12 protein-coding genes are annotated in these 16,668 nt (G+C 76.4%); 5 read left to right on the top strand and 7 right to left on the bottom strand.

The window, feature by feature from the left end; genetic code table 11:
* Nucleotides 1-55 precede the first annotated feature (55 nt).
* The gene (locus tag ACW14Y_RS02550; RefSeq protein ID WP_266309204.1) at nucleotides 56-280 is read right to left on the bottom strand and encodes a hypothetical protein; all 225 of its coding nucleotides are present in this window, start codon (nucleotides 278-280) and stop codon (nucleotides 56-58) included.
* Between the two features lie 222 nt (nucleotides 281-502).
* Between ACW14Y_RS02550 and ACW14Y_RS02545 the strand changes: the two genes are divergently transcribed.
* Both ACW14Y_RS02545 and ACW14Y_RS02540 read left to right on the top strand, forming a co-directional pair.
* Nucleotides 503-991 (top strand): hypothetical protein, encoded by a 489-nt coding sequence (locus tag ACW14Y_RS02545; protein ID WP_456985704.1) that lies wholly within the window; start codon nucleotides 503-505, stop codon nucleotides 989-991.
* 211 nt (nucleotides 992-1,202) lie between these two features.
* A complete protein-coding gene (locus tag ACW14Y_RS02540) occupies nucleotides 1,203-2,003 on the top strand; it encodes a VOC family protein (protein WP_380311028.1) in 801 nt (266 codons plus the stop codon).
* Nucleotides 2,004-2,070: 67 nt separating this feature from the next.
* On the opposite strand, the gene ACW14Y_RS02535 is transcribed toward ACW14Y_RS02540, so the two are convergent.
* The 3 genes from ACW14Y_RS02535 to ACW14Y_RS02525 form a co-directional block, all read right to left on the bottom strand.
* A complete protein-coding gene (locus ACW14Y_RS02535; RefSeq protein WP_456985703.1) occupies nucleotides 2,071-2,337 on the bottom strand; it encodes a hypothetical protein in 267 nt (88 codons plus the stop codon).
* A gap of 57 nt (nucleotides 2,338-2,394) precedes the next feature.
* Entirely contained in the window at nucleotides 2,395-2,568 is a 174-nt protein-coding gene (locus ACW14Y_RS02530) for a CsbD family protein (protein WP_266309199.1), read from the bottom strand.
* 186 nt (nucleotides 2,569-2,754) lie between these two features.
* On the bottom strand, nucleotides 2,755-3,324 hold the full coding sequence (locus ACW14Y_RS02525; protein ID WP_456985702.1) for a DUF6328 family protein: 570 nt from the start codon (nucleotides 3,322-3,324) through the stop codon (nucleotides 2,755-2,757).
* Nucleotides 3,325-3,533: 209 nt separating this feature from the next.
* Here ACW14Y_RS02525 and ACW14Y_RS02520 point away from each other — a divergent pair, with 209 nt between their 5' ends.
* Both ACW14Y_RS02520 and ACW14Y_RS02515 read left to right on the top strand, forming a co-directional pair.
* Nucleotides 3,534-4,025, top strand: coding sequence for an STAS domain-containing protein (locus ACW14Y_RS02520; RefSeq protein ID WP_456985701.1), 492 nt, complete (start codon nucleotides 3,534-3,536; stop codon nucleotides 4,023-4,025).
* On the top strand, nucleotides 4,025-4,489 hold the full coding sequence (locus tag ACW14Y_RS02515) for an ATP-binding protein (protein ID WP_380311016.1): 465 nt from the start codon (nucleotides 4,025-4,027) through the stop codon (nucleotides 4,487-4,489). Before ACW14Y_RS02520 ends, ACW14Y_RS02515 begins: the two co-directional genes overlap by 1 nt.
* A gap of 9 nt (nucleotides 4,490-4,498) precedes the next feature.
* On the opposite strand, the gene ACW14Y_RS02510 is transcribed toward ACW14Y_RS02515, so the two are convergent.
* From ACW14Y_RS02510 to ACW14Y_RS02500, 3 genes are all read right to left on the bottom strand, one after another.
* Nucleotides 4,499-5,449: an ABC transporter ATP-binding protein gene (locus ACW14Y_RS02510; RefSeq protein WP_456985700.1), complete on the bottom strand. Its 951-nt coding sequence runs from the start codon at nucleotides 5,447-5,449 to the stop codon at nucleotides 4,499-4,501.
* Nucleotides 5,450-5,577: 128 nt separating this feature from the next.
* Nucleotides 5,578-8,409 (bottom strand): hypothetical protein, encoded by a 2,832-nt coding sequence (locus tag ACW14Y_RS02505; protein ID WP_456985699.1) that lies wholly within the window; start codon nucleotides 8,407-8,409, stop codon nucleotides 5,578-5,580.
* Between the two features lie 190 nt (nucleotides 8,410-8,599).
* Complete coding sequence (locus ACW14Y_RS02500) at nucleotides 8,600-11,962, bottom strand: FtsX-like permease family protein (protein ID WP_456985698.1); 3,363 nt, start codon at nucleotides 11,960-11,962, stop codon at nucleotides 8,600-8,602.
* A gap of 895 nt (nucleotides 11,963-12,857) precedes the next feature.
* Here ACW14Y_RS02500 and ACW14Y_RS02495 point away from each other — a divergent pair.
* Nucleotides 12,858-16,499 carry a HAMP domain-containing protein gene (locus ACW14Y_RS02495; RefSeq protein ID WP_456985697.1) on the top strand — a complete coding sequence of 1,214 codons (3,642 nt, stop codon included), beginning with the start codon at nucleotides 12,858-12,860 and terminating at the stop codon, nucleotides 16,497-16,499.
* Nucleotides 16,500-16,668 lie beyond the last annotated feature (169 nt).

Raw genomic sequence — 16,668 nt, 5'->3', positions numbered from 1 at the left:
ACCGGTCCGCGGAACCGGCCCCGGAACCGGCCGGTGGCGGCGATCCCCGGGGCGCTCAGTTACCGGCGGCCGCCATGGTCTCGCGCACCGACAGCAGGCACGGATCGCAGTAGCGGTCCGGCGCCCCGAGGGGCGTCTCCATGCCGTTCGGCACGACCCGGCGGGACAGTTCCAGCGACTGCCCGCAGAGCGCCGTCGACGCGTCGTCCTTCGACACCACGTGCCACATCAGACCCGACGGCTCCTCCGCCGCATCGGTCTCGGCCCACATCTCGTACACGACTGCCTCCCTGAGCAGGGGTTCGGGCTCTCCCATGCAATCCCGGGCCGGGCCGGTCGGCCACCGGGTGGCACCCAGTGGGACGGTTCGGGGGCGCCGAGGTTTGAGGTTCGGGGGCGGTTCCGTCTCCGGCCGGAAGCGTTCGGCCGGAACCCCGGGCGGACCGGCCGGGCCGCCCGGACTGCGGCGGTTGTCCGGCGGTTCACCGGGTAGGCGTCGGGCGTGGAGCACTTCGAACCCCCGGCGGACGGCGGCGACGACGCGGCCGACCTGGGTGACGCGTCGGCGTACGACATCTGCGACCACTGCGGGCTGGCCGTCCTCGCCCAGGACCTGCTCGGCGCGCTCGTCCCGGACTCCTCCGCCGTTCACGCCTCGGACCCGGAGCTCGACGGCAGGCGGGTCGTCACGGCGTGTTCGGCCGGGCACCTGGCCATGCTGGTCGAGGTCTACCGCAGCCGCCCGTTCGTCCCCGAGGAGCAGTACGCGGGCAAGGTCAGTCGCACCCTCGCCGACTACGACGAGCCGGTGCCGCTCAGTGTGGTCGCCGCCCTCTGCGGCCTGTCCGAGGACCAGGCCCAGCAGGGCGTGGACTGGCACAACGCCCGCGCCCGCGAGTGGCGCGCCCGGTACGGCGACCCCGAGGAGCGCGGCCACTGGGAGGACCCCGGCGATTCGGAGGACCCCGGCGGCGACCTCCCGGACCGCTGACGGCCTCGTGCACGACAAGCGGGCCGGCAGCACGGTCCACCTCGCCTGCCTCCGTCGGCACGTCCCACCCCGACAGTCTCCGTCGGCCCGGGCGCCGAACGCCGTTTTCACCCGTGCAGCCCGATTCCGGGGCCTCCGGGCGGGTACGGGACCGCCCGTCCGTCCCCCTGTCCGTCGCCCGAACGCGCCCCCGGAGGCATCCGTGCCCGACATGAACGGCCCCTACAAGCCCGGCACCCCGTGCTGGATCGACCTGATGGTGCCCGACCAGCAGGCGGCCCTCGACTTCTACGGGGAGGTGTTCGGATGGCAGGGCGAGATCGGGCCCGCCGAGCAGGGCGGGTACTCGGTCTGCACGCTGAAGGGCAAGCCGGTCGCCGGGATCATGAAGGCGATGAACCCGGACGGCACCGTGCCCGACCCGATGCCGCCGACGGTGTGGACCACGTACCTGTCCACGGACTCCCTCGACGCCGCCCTCAAGACCGTCACCGACGCCGGCGGCTCGGTGGTGGTGGGGCCGATGGACGTCATGGATCTCGGGCGGATGGCCGTGATCGCCGACCCGACCGGCGCCGTCGTCGGCCTCTGGCAGCCCGGGACCTTCGACGGCGCGGGCATCGTCAACGAGCACGGCGCGCTCATCTGGAACGAGCTGGCCACCCGCGACCGCGCGGCGGCCGCGGCCTTCTACTCGGCCGTGCTGCCGGTCACCACCGGCCGCTCCGAGGCGCCCGGCGCCGAGGGGTACATCGAGTTCCAGGTCGACGGTCGCGCGGTCGGCGGGATGATGGACCTGTCCACCTTCCCGCCGGGGGTCCCGCCGCACTGGCAGCCGTACTTCAACGTGGAGGACGTCGACGCCATCCAGGCGGCCGTCGTCCGTGCGGGCGGCACCGTTCTCACCCCGGCCTTCGACATGGCCGCCAACCGGCTGGCCGTCCTCGCCGACCCGCAGGGCGGGGCGTTCTCGGTGATCACCTGGCCGACGCCGGAGGACCCGGCCGGCTGACGGCGGCAAGCCGTGCGGCCCCGGTGCCAGACCTGGCACCGGGGCCGCACGACGTGGTGGGCCGGGATCAGTCCGGCGCCGAGGCCCCGCCCTGTCCGCCCGGTCCGCCCGGTCCGCTCGGTCCGGCCGGTCCGCCCGGGTCGGTCGCGGCGTACTCGGGGCCGTCCGCCGGGCCCTTGTCCTCGTCGTGCTCCGGCGGCGGACCGCCCTCGCCGGTCATCCGTGACTCGGGGGTCTCGGTCCGTACGGGCGGGTCCCAGGGGTCCCGTGGATGGCCCCGAGGGCCCCCGGGGTCGGGCACGGACTCGTCCGCGCCGGTCGTGCGGTCGGTCATGGCGGTCACCTCCGCTTCGCTGCGATGCGCTCCGTCGCGCTCCGTCGTCCGCGAGCGTCAGTCCTTGCCCGCGTCCTTGATCTTCTCGGCGGCCTGCTTGAGGTCGCTCTTCATCTGGGTGCCGCGGCCCTTGGCTTCCATCGTCCGGTCGCCCGTCGCCCGTCCGGCGACCTCCTTGGCCTTGCCACGGGCCTTCTCGGCCATGTTGCGCATCTTGTCGTCGGTGGCCATGGTCCTGCCTCCCTTCGGTGGACGGGCCGGTGCCCGCCCGAGCCGCGTCTGCCCCCGCCGGGCCGTTCCATGCGTCGGCCGGGTCGTTCCGTACGTCGGTCGGGTCGTTCCGCCCGTCGGCGCGGCGGTGGAACGGTGGCGGTCGGGACCGGCCTCGGCGGCAGGCTCCCCGACCCCGGCCCCGACTCAGTCCACCGGCCCCCGGTCGGTCGGGTCGGTCGGGTCGGTCCGGTCGTCGCGGTCCCGCCGGTCGTCGCGGTGGCGGCGCAGGTGGAGCAGCGGCAGCAGCAGCCAGCAGGCGGCGAACCAGGCCATCACCGCTGCCACGATCCAGGCCGCCGCCGCACTCCCGGTGGCGACCCGCAGCAGCAGGAGCAGCGCGGAACCGACGGTGAGCGCCAACAGCACCAGGCCGACCACGACCAGCCGGGCCGCGGCATCGACCAACTGCGGCTTGAGCCGGTGGCCGGCGAAGAGCCGGTGGTAGGAGACCGGTGCGGCGAGCGCGCCCGTGGCCAGCGCGCCGAGGACCACGGTGACCACGTAGAGGTCCCGGTCGAAGTCGCCCAACTGGGCGAAGCGGGGCATGAAGACGACGCTCAGCAGGAAGCCGAACAGGATCTGCGAGCCGGTCTGCGCGACCCGCACCTCCTGGAGCAGGTCGTCCCACCGGCGGTCGGCGCGCTCCTCGGCGGACTCCCGCCGCCCCGTGCGGGTCGCGGCGGGGTCCTGCGGCCCGGTGGTGCCCGGTGGCATCCTGCTCACCTCCGCCCCGGCTTCACTTCGCGTGTAGCCGTACCGGGCCCGGGTAAACGCGCGGCATGGACGTGACGACCCGGCCACCGCCGGGGAAGCCCTGCCGGACGGGCCACCGGCCGGTGGCCGCCGTCCGTGCGGTCCGACGGGCCGCGCGGCATCATGGTCCGGACGGCATCAGGCCGTTCCGACCGGACCGGGAGCCAGCCATGCATCTGCCTGCCGGGGACGCGGAGGACGCGGGGGACGCCGGGGGAGCGGGCGACGATCGGCACGAGGGGGAGCTGCGCGTCGACGTCCGGCGCGCCGGACCGGTGCGGATCGTGTCCGTCGGGGGAGAGTTCGACCGCGACTCGGCGGACGGGCTGCGCGCGGCGCTCGCCGGGCTGCCGGAGGACGGTCCGACCAGGATCCTGGTCGACCTCGCCGAGCCGAGCTTCTGCGACTCGACCGGTCCGAACGTCCTGCTGCGGGCCCGGCAGGACGCCGAACGGGCCGGTGTCCCGCTGGAGCTCGCCGGGCCGCGCCCCGTCGTGGTCCGGCTGCTCGCGCTCACCGGGGCGGACACCGTCCCGCAGGTCCGTCCCGGCGTCGCCCTCGCGCCGGCGGCGGACGACGGCCGGAAGGACGACGGCCGGAAGGACACCGACCCGACCGACCGCACCCGTCCCCCCGGACCCGCGGCACCCGAGCGGCCGTGATGAACGGCCACGGAGTCGCCGCGCCGGATCGCGACCAGATCCGGCGGCTGACCCTGAGCGGCAGCGAGGGCGCCGTGCGGCGGTGCCGGGACTTCAGCCGCGAGGCCCTGCTCGACTGGCACTGGCTGGCCGTCGACGGCGCGGACTGGCCCGACGAGGAGCAGGTCGCCGTCTTCGAGGACGTCCTGCTGATGGTCTCCGAACTGGTCACCAACGCCTGCCTGCACGCCCCCGGCGGTCCGCGCGAGCTGCGGCTGCGCTGGGACACCGTCCGGCTGCGGGTCGAGGTCAGCGACGCCAGCCCGGTCCCCCCGGAGCTGCGCCCCTCCGCCGACCCGGGGCAGCCGGGCGGTCACGGCCTGCGGGTGGTGGACCGGCTCGCCCGCGCCTGGGGCTCCCGGCCCGAGGACGGTGGCAAGACCGTCTGGCTGGAGGTGCCGTCCCCCCTGAACCACCGCTCCTGAACTCGTCGTTCAACCGTCGGCCCGACGTGTGCTCCGGGCGGGGCCGCCCCCGCCCTCGACGTCACCGGTGGCCCCGGCGCCCGCCGCCGGGGGTCCGAGGTCGGGCCACACGGAGACGTGGTCGCGTTCCAGGACCAGCCGTACGCGGTGCGCCAGGCCCAGCGACTCGGTGAACTCGCGCGGCAGCTGGAGTCGGCCGACGCGGTCCAGCACGGTGTACTCCTGGGCGGTGAGCGCGCCGTCCGTGCCGGTGTCGGCCGCGTGGCGCAGCACCTCGGTGGAGGTGCGCCCGTCGCGGATCCGGACCGTGCGGCGGACCTGGTCGGCCACCAGGGGGTCGTGGGTGACGATCAGCACGGTGGTGCCCAGCTCGGTGTTGGCGGTGCGCAGGGCGCCGAAGATCTCCTCCGAGGTGGCGGTGTCCAGTTCGCCGGTGGGTTCGTCCGCGAGCAGCAGCCGGGGTTCGTTGGCCAGGGCGACGGCGATCGCCACCCGCTGCTGCTCGCCGCCGGAGAGGCCGGCCGGGGTGCGGTCGGCGGCCGGGGCGATGCCCATCAGGTCGAGCAGCTCCATGGCCCGGGCGGCGCGGCGGCGGCGCGGCACGCCGATGTAGCCCATCGGCAGCTGCACGTTCTCGCGCGCCGTCAGGTAGGGCAGCAGGTTGCGCGCGGTCTGCTGCTGGATCACCCCGACGGTGCGGCGGCGGTAGGCGGTCCGTTCGCGGCGCTTGAGCCCGCCCAGGTCGGTGCCGGCCACTTCGACGGTGCCCGCGCTGGGGGTGTCGAGGCCGGCCAGGATGCCGAGCAGGGTGGACTTGCCGGAGCCGGAGGCGCCGACCAGGGCCGTCAACTCGCCCTCCCGCACGGTCAGGTCGAGCCCCTGCAGGGCCTGCACCTCGACGCCGTCACGGGCGCGGGTGCCGGTGCGGTAGATCCGCACCAGGCTCTGGCACGCCACCATCGGTCCTCCGGTCCCGGTCGCTGTCCCGGACCCTGTCGCTGTCGCTGTCGCTGTCGCTGTCGCTGTCGCTGTCCCGGTCCGTGTCCCGGTCGCAGTCCCGGCCCCGGGTCGTTCGTTCGGTCGGACGGTCACAGTGCCTCCCCCAGTCGCAGCACGGCGCCCAGTCCGCGCCGGCGGCTGATCGCCGCCTCCAGGACGGCAGCCGCCGTCATCAGCACGACCAGCGCGAGGCCGAGGCCCGCGGTGATCGTCCAGTCGATGTGCACGGCGGGCTCGAACGGCCCGCCGGTGAGTGCCCCCAGCCGCAGGCCGGAGCCGAGCGCGGCGGGCAGCAGCAGTCCGAGCGCGGTGCCGCCGACCGCCGCCGCCAGCGCCAGCGGCAGCAACTGGAGCAGTTGCAGCCCGAGCACCGCTCGGCTGCCGATGCCCAGGGTCCGCAGGTAGGACGTGGTCCGGGCGCGTTCGGTGGCGCTGAGCAGCAGGTCCAGGGCGAACGTGCCGAGCGCGAGCAGCAGGCCGAGCGCGGTGGTGGCCCGGAAGGCGAGCCGGGCCGAGCGGGCCAGCCCGTCCGACCGCAGCGCGTCGAGCTCCTCGCCCCGGTCGCGGAGTTCGACCTGCGGTCCGGGCACGCCGGTGGGAGCGAGCTGTGCGCCGGCGGCGGCCCGCACCGCGGCCGGGTCCAGGGGCGGTCCGCCGCCGGCCGGGTAGAGCAGGAGGGCGGAGGCGTGGTTCTTCTGGGCGGGCAGGCGCTCGGCGGACGGGCCGGTGAACACCAGCAGGGCGCCGGACCGGGGCCCGCCGCCGAGCACCGGCCCGAGGACCGGGTCGCGCAGCGCCTCCTCGGGCAGGGCACCGACCACGTGGACCAGGGACCGGCCCGTCCCCAGCGCGGTCAGTTCGAAGGTGCCGTCGGGGAACCGGGCGGCGAGTCCGGGATCGGCCAGCGCGGTGAGCACGGGGACGTCGCCTCCGGTGCCGGTCCGCCCGACCGCCGCGTCGGCCCCGGCGGTGGCCAGCAGGGCCCGGGCGACGGGGGAGGAGGGATCGGCGGCGCCCAGCGCGGCGGCGTCCAGCCCGACGAACCGGGCGCCGGGGAAGGTGGTGCCGTCGTCCTGCGCGGTGAGTTCCCCGCTCGCGCCGGTGACCGTCACCCGGTGCCCCAGGGCGGGGACCGGCGGCAGCTCGTCGGAGAGCCGGTCCTTCGGCCCGACCAGGGCGACGGGTGCCCCGCCGGTGCGCCAGGCGGCGATCTGCGCCTGCCCGTCCGCGAGGGTGCGCGGTATCAGCCCCCCGTAGACCCCGTAGCCCATGGCCAGGACCAGGACCAGCAGGGAGAGCGCGGCCGCGCCGCTCTGCGCCCCGGCCCGGGCGAGCGCCACCAGCGGGACCAGGCCGCGCGAGCGCCGTGCCGAGCGGGTCGCCCGGCGCACCAGCGGGGGCAGCACCCGGATCAGGACCCCCACCGTGACCAGCGCCAGGAGGACCGGTGCGAGGGCGAGCAGGGGGTCCGTGCCGGTGCCCGCGTAGGCGCCGCGGGTACGCAGCGCGAGCAGTCCGGCGGCGGCCAGGAGCACCACCAGGGCCTCCAGGACGATCCGGCGCGAGCGCGGCGCGGGCCGGGTCCGTCCGGCGGAGGCCAGCAGCACCGCGGCCGGCGCGCACCAGACCAGCACGGCGGCGACGAGGGCGGGCACCGGCGAGCCGAGGGCGGCGCCCGGCGGCGCGAGCGCGCGGCCGACCGCCCAGCCCGCCGCGACCCCGGCGCCGACCGCCACCGCGGCCTCCGCCAGCAGTCGGCCCGCGATCCGGGGCAGCCCCGCCCCGCGGGAGAGTTGCAGCGCGAAGGCGCCGGCCCGGCGGCGGGCTCCGAGCCGGGCGGCGGCGACCGCGGTGGCCACCACCATGGCGAGCAGTCCGGCGAGCGCGAAGCCCTGCAACTGCTCGGTGCGCCGGCGCTGGACGGCGAAGGCGTCCAGTTCCGGGCCGAGTCGCTCGGTGACGTCGAGCGAGGGCACGATCTGGCCGGTCAGCATGCAGGTGTCCGCGAGGCTCGACCCGCAGAGCCGGTCCGGTCCGGCGGCGCGCAGTGCGCGCAGGGCGGACTGCATGGCGGCGGTCCCGGCCGGGGTGGCGGCCGGACCGGACCGGTCGACGGCCGTCGGCAGCTCCCAGGCCACCTTGATCGCGAGGCCGTGCTTCGCGATCGTCTCGATCCCGTCGGCGCTGGTCAGCAGCTGGCCGCTCAGCTGCTGGCCGGGGTCCACCGCCACGGTCCACGGGGAGACCAGCATCGGGGACTGCTGCCAGAGCCGGCCCGCACCGCGGTCGGTCCGGAAGACCCCGACCACGAGGACCGGGGCGGTCCAGCCGCGGCCCGACAGGTCGAACCTCCGGCCGACCGCCAGGCCGAGCCGCTCCCGGGTGCCCTCGGAGACCGCGACCTCGACCGGGTCCGCCTCTGCGGACGGAACGCGCGGCTCGGCCCTGGGCTGCCGCGGCGCGCGGCCCTGGAGGTACTCGACCGTGCCGCCCGGGCCGTCGGGCTGGGCGTACACCAGAGCGAAACGCGGCGGTTTGCCGTAGGGGCTGGGCAGTTCGGGTCCGCTCGCCGACACGTCGAGGGTGGTGACGCGGGCCTGCGGCTTGCCGAGCACGGCGGCCAGTCCCGGACCCGCCGCGGTGCGCACCCGCTCGCCGAGCCGGTCCAGATCACGGTCGAGCGAGCCGGTGTCCGGGGGCACCAGCCCGTCCAGCGGGACGGTGGTGGTGGCGGCGGAGAGCAGCGGCACGTCCCGCTGGGCGCGGACCACCCGGTCCGCGAGCGTGTCGGCCGCCAGCCGGTCGAACCGCGGCGGCCAGCTCAGCGGGACCGCCGTGAGCAGTGCGGCGAGCAGCGCGAGCACGGCCGAGACCGGCCAGGCGATCCGCGCCTCGCGCCGGATCAGGCGCAGTGTCAGCATGTGGGGCTCCCCCCGTCGAAGCGTCCGTCCTCGCGCACGCCGCGGGGCCCGTCCGGGCGCGGTCGGACGGCGTGCCCCAGGACGGCGTGCCCCAGGACCGTGCGCCGCCGGACCCTGCGCCGCCCCTCCGCGCGCCGCGACAGGTCCGCGCGCCGCGACGGGCCCGCGCGCCGCCGGTCCTCCGCCGGGCTCATCCGTCGTCCCCCGCGCGCAGGGCCCGGACCAGGTCGACCCGGGCCAGCAGCCGGGTGAGGACCAGCACCGCGAGGGTGAGCAGCAGGCCGCCGGCCAGCGCCGTGAGCACGGCGGCGGGCCGGCCCGGGGCGGCGGCCATGGCCGGGAAGACCGGGCGCGCGTAGTCGTCCAGCACGGTGAGTGTCAGCAGAAGGGCCGCCAGCAGCAGGCCGAGCAGCCCTCCGAGCAGCACCGGCAGCACGGTCACCGCCACCTGTTCGGCGCGCAGCAGCGCGGTCAGCTCGGCGCGTCGCACGCCCAGCGCGCGGAGCACCGCGAACTCCCGCCGGCGGGAGCGCACCGTGCCCACCGCGTGCAGGGTCAGCGCGGTCACCGCGAACAGCGGCGCCGTGACCAGGACCAGCAGCCAGGCGCAGCGCAGTCCGGCCCGGAACGGGTCGTCCGCCAGACCCTCGGCGACCCGCAGGGCGCTCTCCGGTCGGCCGAACCCGCCGTGGCCGTCGACGGCGGCCCAGGTGGCCGCCGGGTCCGAGCTGGCCAGCCACCAGTGGGTGGCGACGGGCGGGGCCGCGCCGGTGAGCGTGCGGTTGGCGGCGAGCGCGCGCAGGTCCAGCAACAGGTGGCCCTGGCCCCGGGCGTAGCCGGGCAGCACGTCGACCTCCCCGGTGATCAGGACCTGCTGGGTGCTCCGCCCGTCGCGCTCCCAGTTGAGCGGAAGGGTGTCGCCGACCCTGGCGTCCACCGCGTCGAGCAGCGCGCGGTCGGCGACCGCGGGCAGCGTGGGGGGCGTCGGCAGGACGGCGCCCCCCGGCAGGGTGCGGAGTACGGGCGCGCCGCCGGTCACGGGCTGGACGGCGAGGACGGCGTCCGCGCCCACCGGGTCGGGCGGGACCGGCGGCTCGTGGGACCGGATCACCGTGTGCAGCAGGTCGGCCCCCTCGCTCTGCCAGCTGCAGGCCTCGGCCTGGTCGGGGACCTCCTCCGAGCGGCCGCGTTCGGTGCCGGGGCAGCCGAGCGCGGACGGGGCCGCGAGGACCTTGCCGGAGCGGGCCCAGCCCTGCCCGGGCGGCAGCGTGAGATCGGTCCGCCCGCCGGCGGCGCCGACGGCCGTGATCGTCGGCAGGCGCAGGTCGAGGGTGGAGCGCAGGGCGACCGTGCCGGGGAAGTGGACACCGAGCCGGCTGAGCGTCAGCGGGCGGGCGCGCCGGCCGCCGTCGGACAGGGGGAAGGTCAGCGAGTGCGGGCGGCCGTCGGCCGTCAGCGGGAGCGTCAGCTGCTCGGTCAGTCCGTCGGCGTCCTGGATCCACAGCTTCAGGAGCAGGCCGGGTGCCGGGACCGGCAGATCGGTGCTCGCCTGGACGGTCGCCTCCAGCGCGGCCGGCTCGCCCGGCAGCGCGATCCCCTGGGCGGGCACGGCGGTCAGGGGGGACAGCAGCTCCGGCACCGGGCGGTCGGCCTGGTCCGGGCGCAGGCGCGGCAGCCCCGCGGCGGAGGCCGCCGTGCTGTCCAGGGCGACCGTCCGGACCAGGGCGGTGCCCAGGAAGGCCGACTGCTCGGCCACCGGGGTGAGCCCCGTCACGCCCGGCAGGGCGGCCAGCGTGGCGTGCCGCTGCCCGGGCTCGCCGGACACCCCGGACAGCCGCAGGTCGGCGCCGACCGTGTAGGCCGCCCGGTCGCGGTCGCTGGCCGGGAGCGCGGCCAGCACCCCGGCGGCCAGGCTGCTGCAGGCCACCGCCAGCAGCGTCACCAGTACCGGCAGCGCCTGGCGGCCGGTGTCGCGGCTCAGCCGCCAGGCGCCCAGCGGCAGGACCAGCCCGCGGGCCCGGCCGGCCGCCCGCTCCAGCAGCCGCCCCACCGCCGGCAGCAACCGCAGCAGCAGGACGCCACCGGCCACCGCCATGACCACCGGGGCCAGCACCAGCGTCGGGTCGACCCAGGAGTCGAACCCGGCGTCGGCGTTGCTCACCACCACCCCCTCGTAGCGGCGGAGCTGGAGGAAGCCGAAGGCCGCCAGCGCGAGCAGCACCAGGTCCGCCCCGGCCCGCTGCAGACCGGGTCGGCGCGGGCTGCGCGCGCGCAGCGTCCGCTGGGCACCCGGGTCCACCGCCTGCCGGGCGAGCGGCAGCAGCAGAGCCGTGCCGTGCACCAGGAGTGCGAAGCCCGCGGCCCACCGGGCGGTCCGGCCGTCGCCCGCGGCCAGGCCCTGCGCGCCGACGACGCGCAGCACGGCGGCGAGCAGCGGCTCGGTCAGCAGCAGCCCGCCGACCGCCGCCGGCACCGCGGCCAGCGCCCACTCGCCGGCCGCCGTCGCGAGCAGCCGCGCCGTGCCGGCGCCCCGGGAGCTCCGGAGCGCCTGCTCGCCGGCGAACGCGTCGGCCAGCCGACGGGCGGTCAGCACCAGCACCGCGGCGGCGAGCAGGGCCAGCAGGCCGAGCGGTACGGCGGTCTCGGCCCTGGCCGTCAGGACCGGCACCACCTGGCCGTCGACCGCACCGGGCAGTCCGCTGCGCACCGAGGTGTCGGCCAGGGCCGGTTCGGCGCCGCGGTAGACCGAGCGGGCGGTGTCGGAGCGGGCGAAGGCGGCCACCCGGTCGCGCAGCGCGGCGAGTTCGGGGAGGCTCGACCGCCCGGTGTCGGGCAGGGCGACCCAGACGGCGAGCATGCGGTCGGCGAACCCGGGCAGCCCGGCCAGCCGGGCGCCGTCGACGAGCACGAGGGGCTGGCTCGCGGCCTCGGCGCCGCCGAGGCCGGTCCAGAACGCGGCGGCGTCCGGGTCCGGCCGGTAGACACCGGTCACCGTGAGCCTGAGCGGCTCGCCGGTTCCGGGTGTGCGGACGACCGTGCTGCCGCCGCTGTCCAGGCCGAGCCGGTCGGCCGCGGCCTCGGGAAGGGCGACGCGCAGCCCGCCGTCGGCGGCGGGGGCGGCCTCGGGCGCGTCCGGCCAGCTGCCGCTGCGCAGTCGGGCGTGGCGGCCGGGGTCCGGCAGCACCGCCAGGAGGGAGGGGAGCGCGGTCTCGGTGGCCCAGCGACGCCCGGTGGGCGGCAGCGCGAGGTCGACGGTGCTGATGCCGCGCTGTGCGGTCTCGGTGCGGAACGGGGTGCCGGCCATCGTCCGGACCAGCGCCGAGTGCACCGCGCGGTCGGCCTCGGACAGGCCCGGGGCCGACCAGCGCGCGGTGACCTCGACCGAGCGGCCGGCGTCGGCGGCGAGCCGCTGGCGGACCCCTGCGGTGGCCGCCGACTGGGCCAGCCCGGCCACCGCGGACAGCACCGCCGTCGCCACCAGGACGCTCACGGCGACGGCTGCCAGCACCAGACCGTGGCGGCTGATCCGGCGCCACACCCCCGCCAGTCCCATCCACTGCTCCCCTCGGCACCCTCCGTGGCGGAGTTCCGTGCGCCACGAGTCCAACTACTGTCCGGGGGTGGGTTTCTGTCGCAGCGAATCCGCTGTGGTCTGTACCAATCCGATCCGGGGGCCCCATCTTGCCCGACGACCCGCCGACTTCACCCGGTCGGTTTCCGTTCGGCCGCCTTTCTGCCTGAAGGGGCAGCCGGGCTGCCCGGCCCGGCCGGGAACGCCCGGCGCGCACCGACCGCCCGGCGCGCACCGACCGCCGGGCCCGCCACGGCCGGCCGGGCCCGCCACTGCCCGCCCCGACGACGCGGGGCGGGCAGTGGCGGGCCCTCGCCGCTCAGCCGCCGAGCGGCCCGGGCTCCGTCGGTGGGCCCGGCTTCGGTCGGCCGGGCGGCTCGGGGTCGGGGCCCGGCCGGGGGAAGGGCGGTACGGGCGGCGGTGCCGGGTCCGGCACCGGCGTGGGCACGGGGTCGGGGTGCGGGAACGGTTCGATGTCCGGATGGACGGGGGGCGGGACGGTCATGACGACCGCGCCTCCTTTCCGCTGTTGGGCCGGGCCCCGGGCTTGTGCCGGGCGCCGGGGTCGTACTGGGCTTCGGGGTCGTACCGGGCTTCGGGGTCGCCCCCGGGCCGTCGGCGGCCCGGGCTCGGCCCTCGGGGCACGGCGTTTCCCGGGGCGCGGCGCCGCTCCTCCCGTGGGCCGCGCCCTCGGCGGGTGGCGCCTACCCGGCGGCGCGGGGGCAAAACGGGCCCGGGCCCCGCAGGCCGCTCCCGTCCCGTCTGTCACCGGCGGCGGGACGGTGGCACAGTGGGAGGCGGAGCGGCGCCGCCGCTCCCACCGGTCGGAGCCGCCGCGGAGCGGTCCGGCCGCGCGGTCGATCCGGACGGTGGACGGATGGACGAACACCCAGCGCCGCACACTCCGGCGGGCCGTGCGGACGGGCCCGACCGGCCGGACCAGGTCCTGCGGCAGCTGCTCGCCGGGCTGACGGCGGTCCGCGACGGCGACTTCCGCACCCGGCTCGGGTCCGACCTGCCGGGCGTGCCCGGGGAGATCGCCACCGTCTTCAACGGCATGGTCGAGCAGCTCGCCCGGGTGACCTCGGAGGTGACCCGGGTGGCGCGGGAGGTCGGCTCCGAGGGGCGGCTCGGCGGCCAGGCCGACGTGCCCGGCGCGGCCGGGACGTGGCTCGGCCTCACGGACGCGGTCAACGCGATGGCCGGCGACCTCACCCGGCAGCTGCGCAACATCGCCCAGGTGACCACGGCCGTGGCGCGGGGGGACCTCACCCAGAAGATCGAGGTCGACGCGCGCGGTGAACTCCTCGAACTCAAGAACACCGTCAACACCATGGTCGACCAGCTGTCGGCGTTCGCGGGCGAGGTGACCCGGGTGGCGCGGGAGGTCGGTTCCGAGGGCCGGCTCGGCGGCCAGGCCGACGTCCGGGACGTCTCCGGGACGTGGAAGGACCTCACCGACAACGTCAATGTGATGGCCTCGAACCTGACCGGCCAGGTCCGCTCGATGTCCGAGGTGGCCACGGCCGTCGCCCGGGGCGACCTCTCCCGGAAGATCATCGTGGAGGCCAAGGGCGAGATGGCCGCGCTCGCGGACGCGATCAACACCATGGTCGACACCCTGTCGGTGTTCGCCGGCGAGGTGACCCGGGTCGCCCGCGAGGTCGGCACCGAGGGCACGCTGGGCGGGCAGGCCCGCGTCCCGAACGTCGCCGGGACGTGGAAGGACCTCACCGACAACGTCAACTTCATGGCCCACAACCTCACCAGCCAGGTCCGCAACATCGCCCAGGTCACCACCGCGGTGGCCAACGGCGACCTCACCCGCAAGATCGACGTCGACGCGCGCGGCGAGATCCTGGAGCTCAAGAACACCGTCAACACGATGGTCGACCAGCTCGGCTCGTTCGCCGCCGAGGTGACCCGGGTGGCCCGCGAGGTCGGCAGCGAGGGGCGGCTCGGCGGACAGGCCGAGGTCGAGGGCGTCTCCGGCACCTGGAAGCGCCTGACCGAGAACGTCAACGAACTGGCCGGCAACCTCACCCGCCAGGTGCGGGCCATCGCCGAGGTCACCGGAGCGGTCGCGGCCGGCGACCTCACCCGCTCGATCTCCGTGGACGCCTCCGGCGAGGTCGCCGACCTCAAGGACAACATCAACTTCATGGTGGAGTCCCTGCGCGAGACCACCCGCGCCAACCAGGAGCAGGACTGGCTCAAGACCAACCTCGCCCGTTTCACCGGCACCATGCAGGGGCGGCGCGACATCCGGTCCGTCGCCGAGCTGATCACCGACGGGCTGACGCCGCTGGTCGGGGCCCAGTACGGGGCGTTCTACCTGGCGGAGGAGGGGCCGGAGGGCACCGTCCTGGTCCGGATCAGCGCCTACGGCCGTGCGGCCGACGGCGGGTCCGCCGGCACCGCGGCCGCCGACGGTCCACCGGCCGACCCCGCCCCGGCCGACGACCGTGGTGGACCCGCGCGGGTCCGGCTCGGCGAGTCGCTGGTCGGCCAGGCCGCCCGCTCCCGCCGCGTCGTCACCGTGGACGACCTGCCGCCCGACTACGCGACCATCGGCTCCGGCGCCGGTGCCACCCACGTCCGGTCCGTGCTGATCCTGCCGATCGCCCTGGAGGAATGGCTGCTCGGCGTGATGGAGTTCGGCTCCGTCCACCCCTTCAGCGCCGTCCACCGCGACCTCCTGGAGCAGTTCACCGAGGCCTGCGGCGTCAACCTCGGCACCCTGCTGGCCAACGCCCGCACCGACGAGCTGCTCGGCGAGTCCCAGCGGCTCACCGCCGAACTGCAGTCCCGCTCCGAGGAACTGCAGGACGGACAGCAGGAGCTGCGGCGCTCCAACGCCGAACTCGGCGAGAAGGCCGCCCTGCTGGCCGAACGCAACCGCGACATCGAGGCCAAGAACCTGGAGATCGAGCAGGCCCGCCAGGAACTGGAGGAGCGGGCACGGCAGTTGAGCATCAGCTCGATGTACAAGTCGGAGTTCCTCGCCAATATGAGCCACGAACTGCGCACCCCGCTCAACAGCCTGCTCATCCTCGCCCAGCTGCTGGCCCAGAACCCCACCGGCAACCTCACCCCCAAGCAGGTCGAGTACGCGGGCGTGATCCACTCGGCCGGCTCCGACCTGCTCCAGCTCATCAACGACATCCTCGACCTCTCCAAGGTCGAGGCCGGGAAGATGGAGTTCAGCCCCGAACCCTTCGCCGTGCAGGAGCTGCTGGCCTACGTCGAGGCCGCGTTCAAGCCGCTCGCCGACCAGCGCGGCCTCGCCTTCCGGATCGGCGTCGGCGAGCGGGTGCCCGGCGAACTCGTCACCGACCAGGCCCGGTTGCGGCAGGTCCTGCGGAACCTGCTGTCCAACGCGATCAAGTTCACCGACGTGGGCCACGTCGAGCTGCGCGTCGAACGGGTGGAGGCCGACCGACTCCCGGCCGAACTCGGCCCGGCCGAGGCCGCCGTGGCCTTCCACGTCGAGGACACCGGCATCGGCATCGAGCCCGCCCACCTCGACAGCATCTTCGGCGCCTTCCAGCAGGCCGACGGCACCACCGCCCGCCGCTTCGGCGGCACCGGGCTCGGTCTGTCCATCAGCCGCGAACTCGCCCGCCTGCTCGGCGGCGTCCTCACCGTCCGCTCCACCCCCGGCCGGGGCAGCCGCTTCAGCTTCTACCTGCCGCTCGCCCGCCGGGACCGTCCGGCCGTCCTGCCGGGAGTCGGCACCGGCATCCTGGTGGTCGAGGCCGAACCGCCCGCCCTGCTCACCCTGCTGGCCCGGACCGCCGCCGCGGCGCTCGGCGAGGACCCGCCGGTCGCGGTCCGCGGCGCCGGCACCGAGGCGGACCTGCGCGCCGCCCTCGCCGACGGCCCGTACCGCTGCGCCGTGCTCGACCTCGCCCACGCCGGCGAACTCGCCCCGCTGCTGCTCACCGCGCTCCCGGAGGGCACGCCCGTGCTCGGCCACCAGGGTGAGGGCGGCCCCGTCGGTGCCACCACGGCGGCCATCGCCGGCCTGGAACTCCCCTCGGGGCTCGACGGGTTGCGCGAGCGCCTGATCACCCTGCTCGGCGGCCGACCGCCGGCCGGGGCCGAGCCCGACGAGCACGCCGTCCCCGCCGACGAGCCGCTCGCCGGACGCACCGCCCTGATCGTCGACGACGACGTCCGCAACGTCTTCGCCCTCGCCGCCGCCCTGGAGGAGCACGGACTGACCGTCCTGCACGCCGCCGACGGCCGCGCCGGGCTCGACCTGCTGCGTGCCCACCCGGAGACGGACCTGGTGCTGATGGACGTGATGATGCCCGGCCTGGACGGCTACGCCACCATCGCGGCCATCCGCGCCGACGAGCGGTTCGCCCGGATCCCGGTCGTCGCCGTCACCGCCAAGGCGATGGCCGCCGACCGGGCCAAGAGCCTCGCCGCCGGTGCCGACGACCATGTCAGCAAGCCGGTGGACACCGCGCTGCTGCTGGAGCGGATACGGCACTGGCTGGACGTGTCATGACCGACGGACCCCGGTACGGCGGTCGGCCGGGTGTCCCGGAACCGGCCGACCCGCCGGGGTCGCCGCCGGGCCCGCTGCCGGACTCACCGGGCCCACCGGACTCACCGGGCCCACCGGACTCACCGGGCCCACCGGACTCACCTGGCCCGCCGGGCTCGTCGGCAGCGCC

Source organism: Kitasatospora sp. cg17-2 (assembly GCF_054031055.1).
This window is presented reverse-complemented; position numbering and strand designations above follow the sequence as displayed.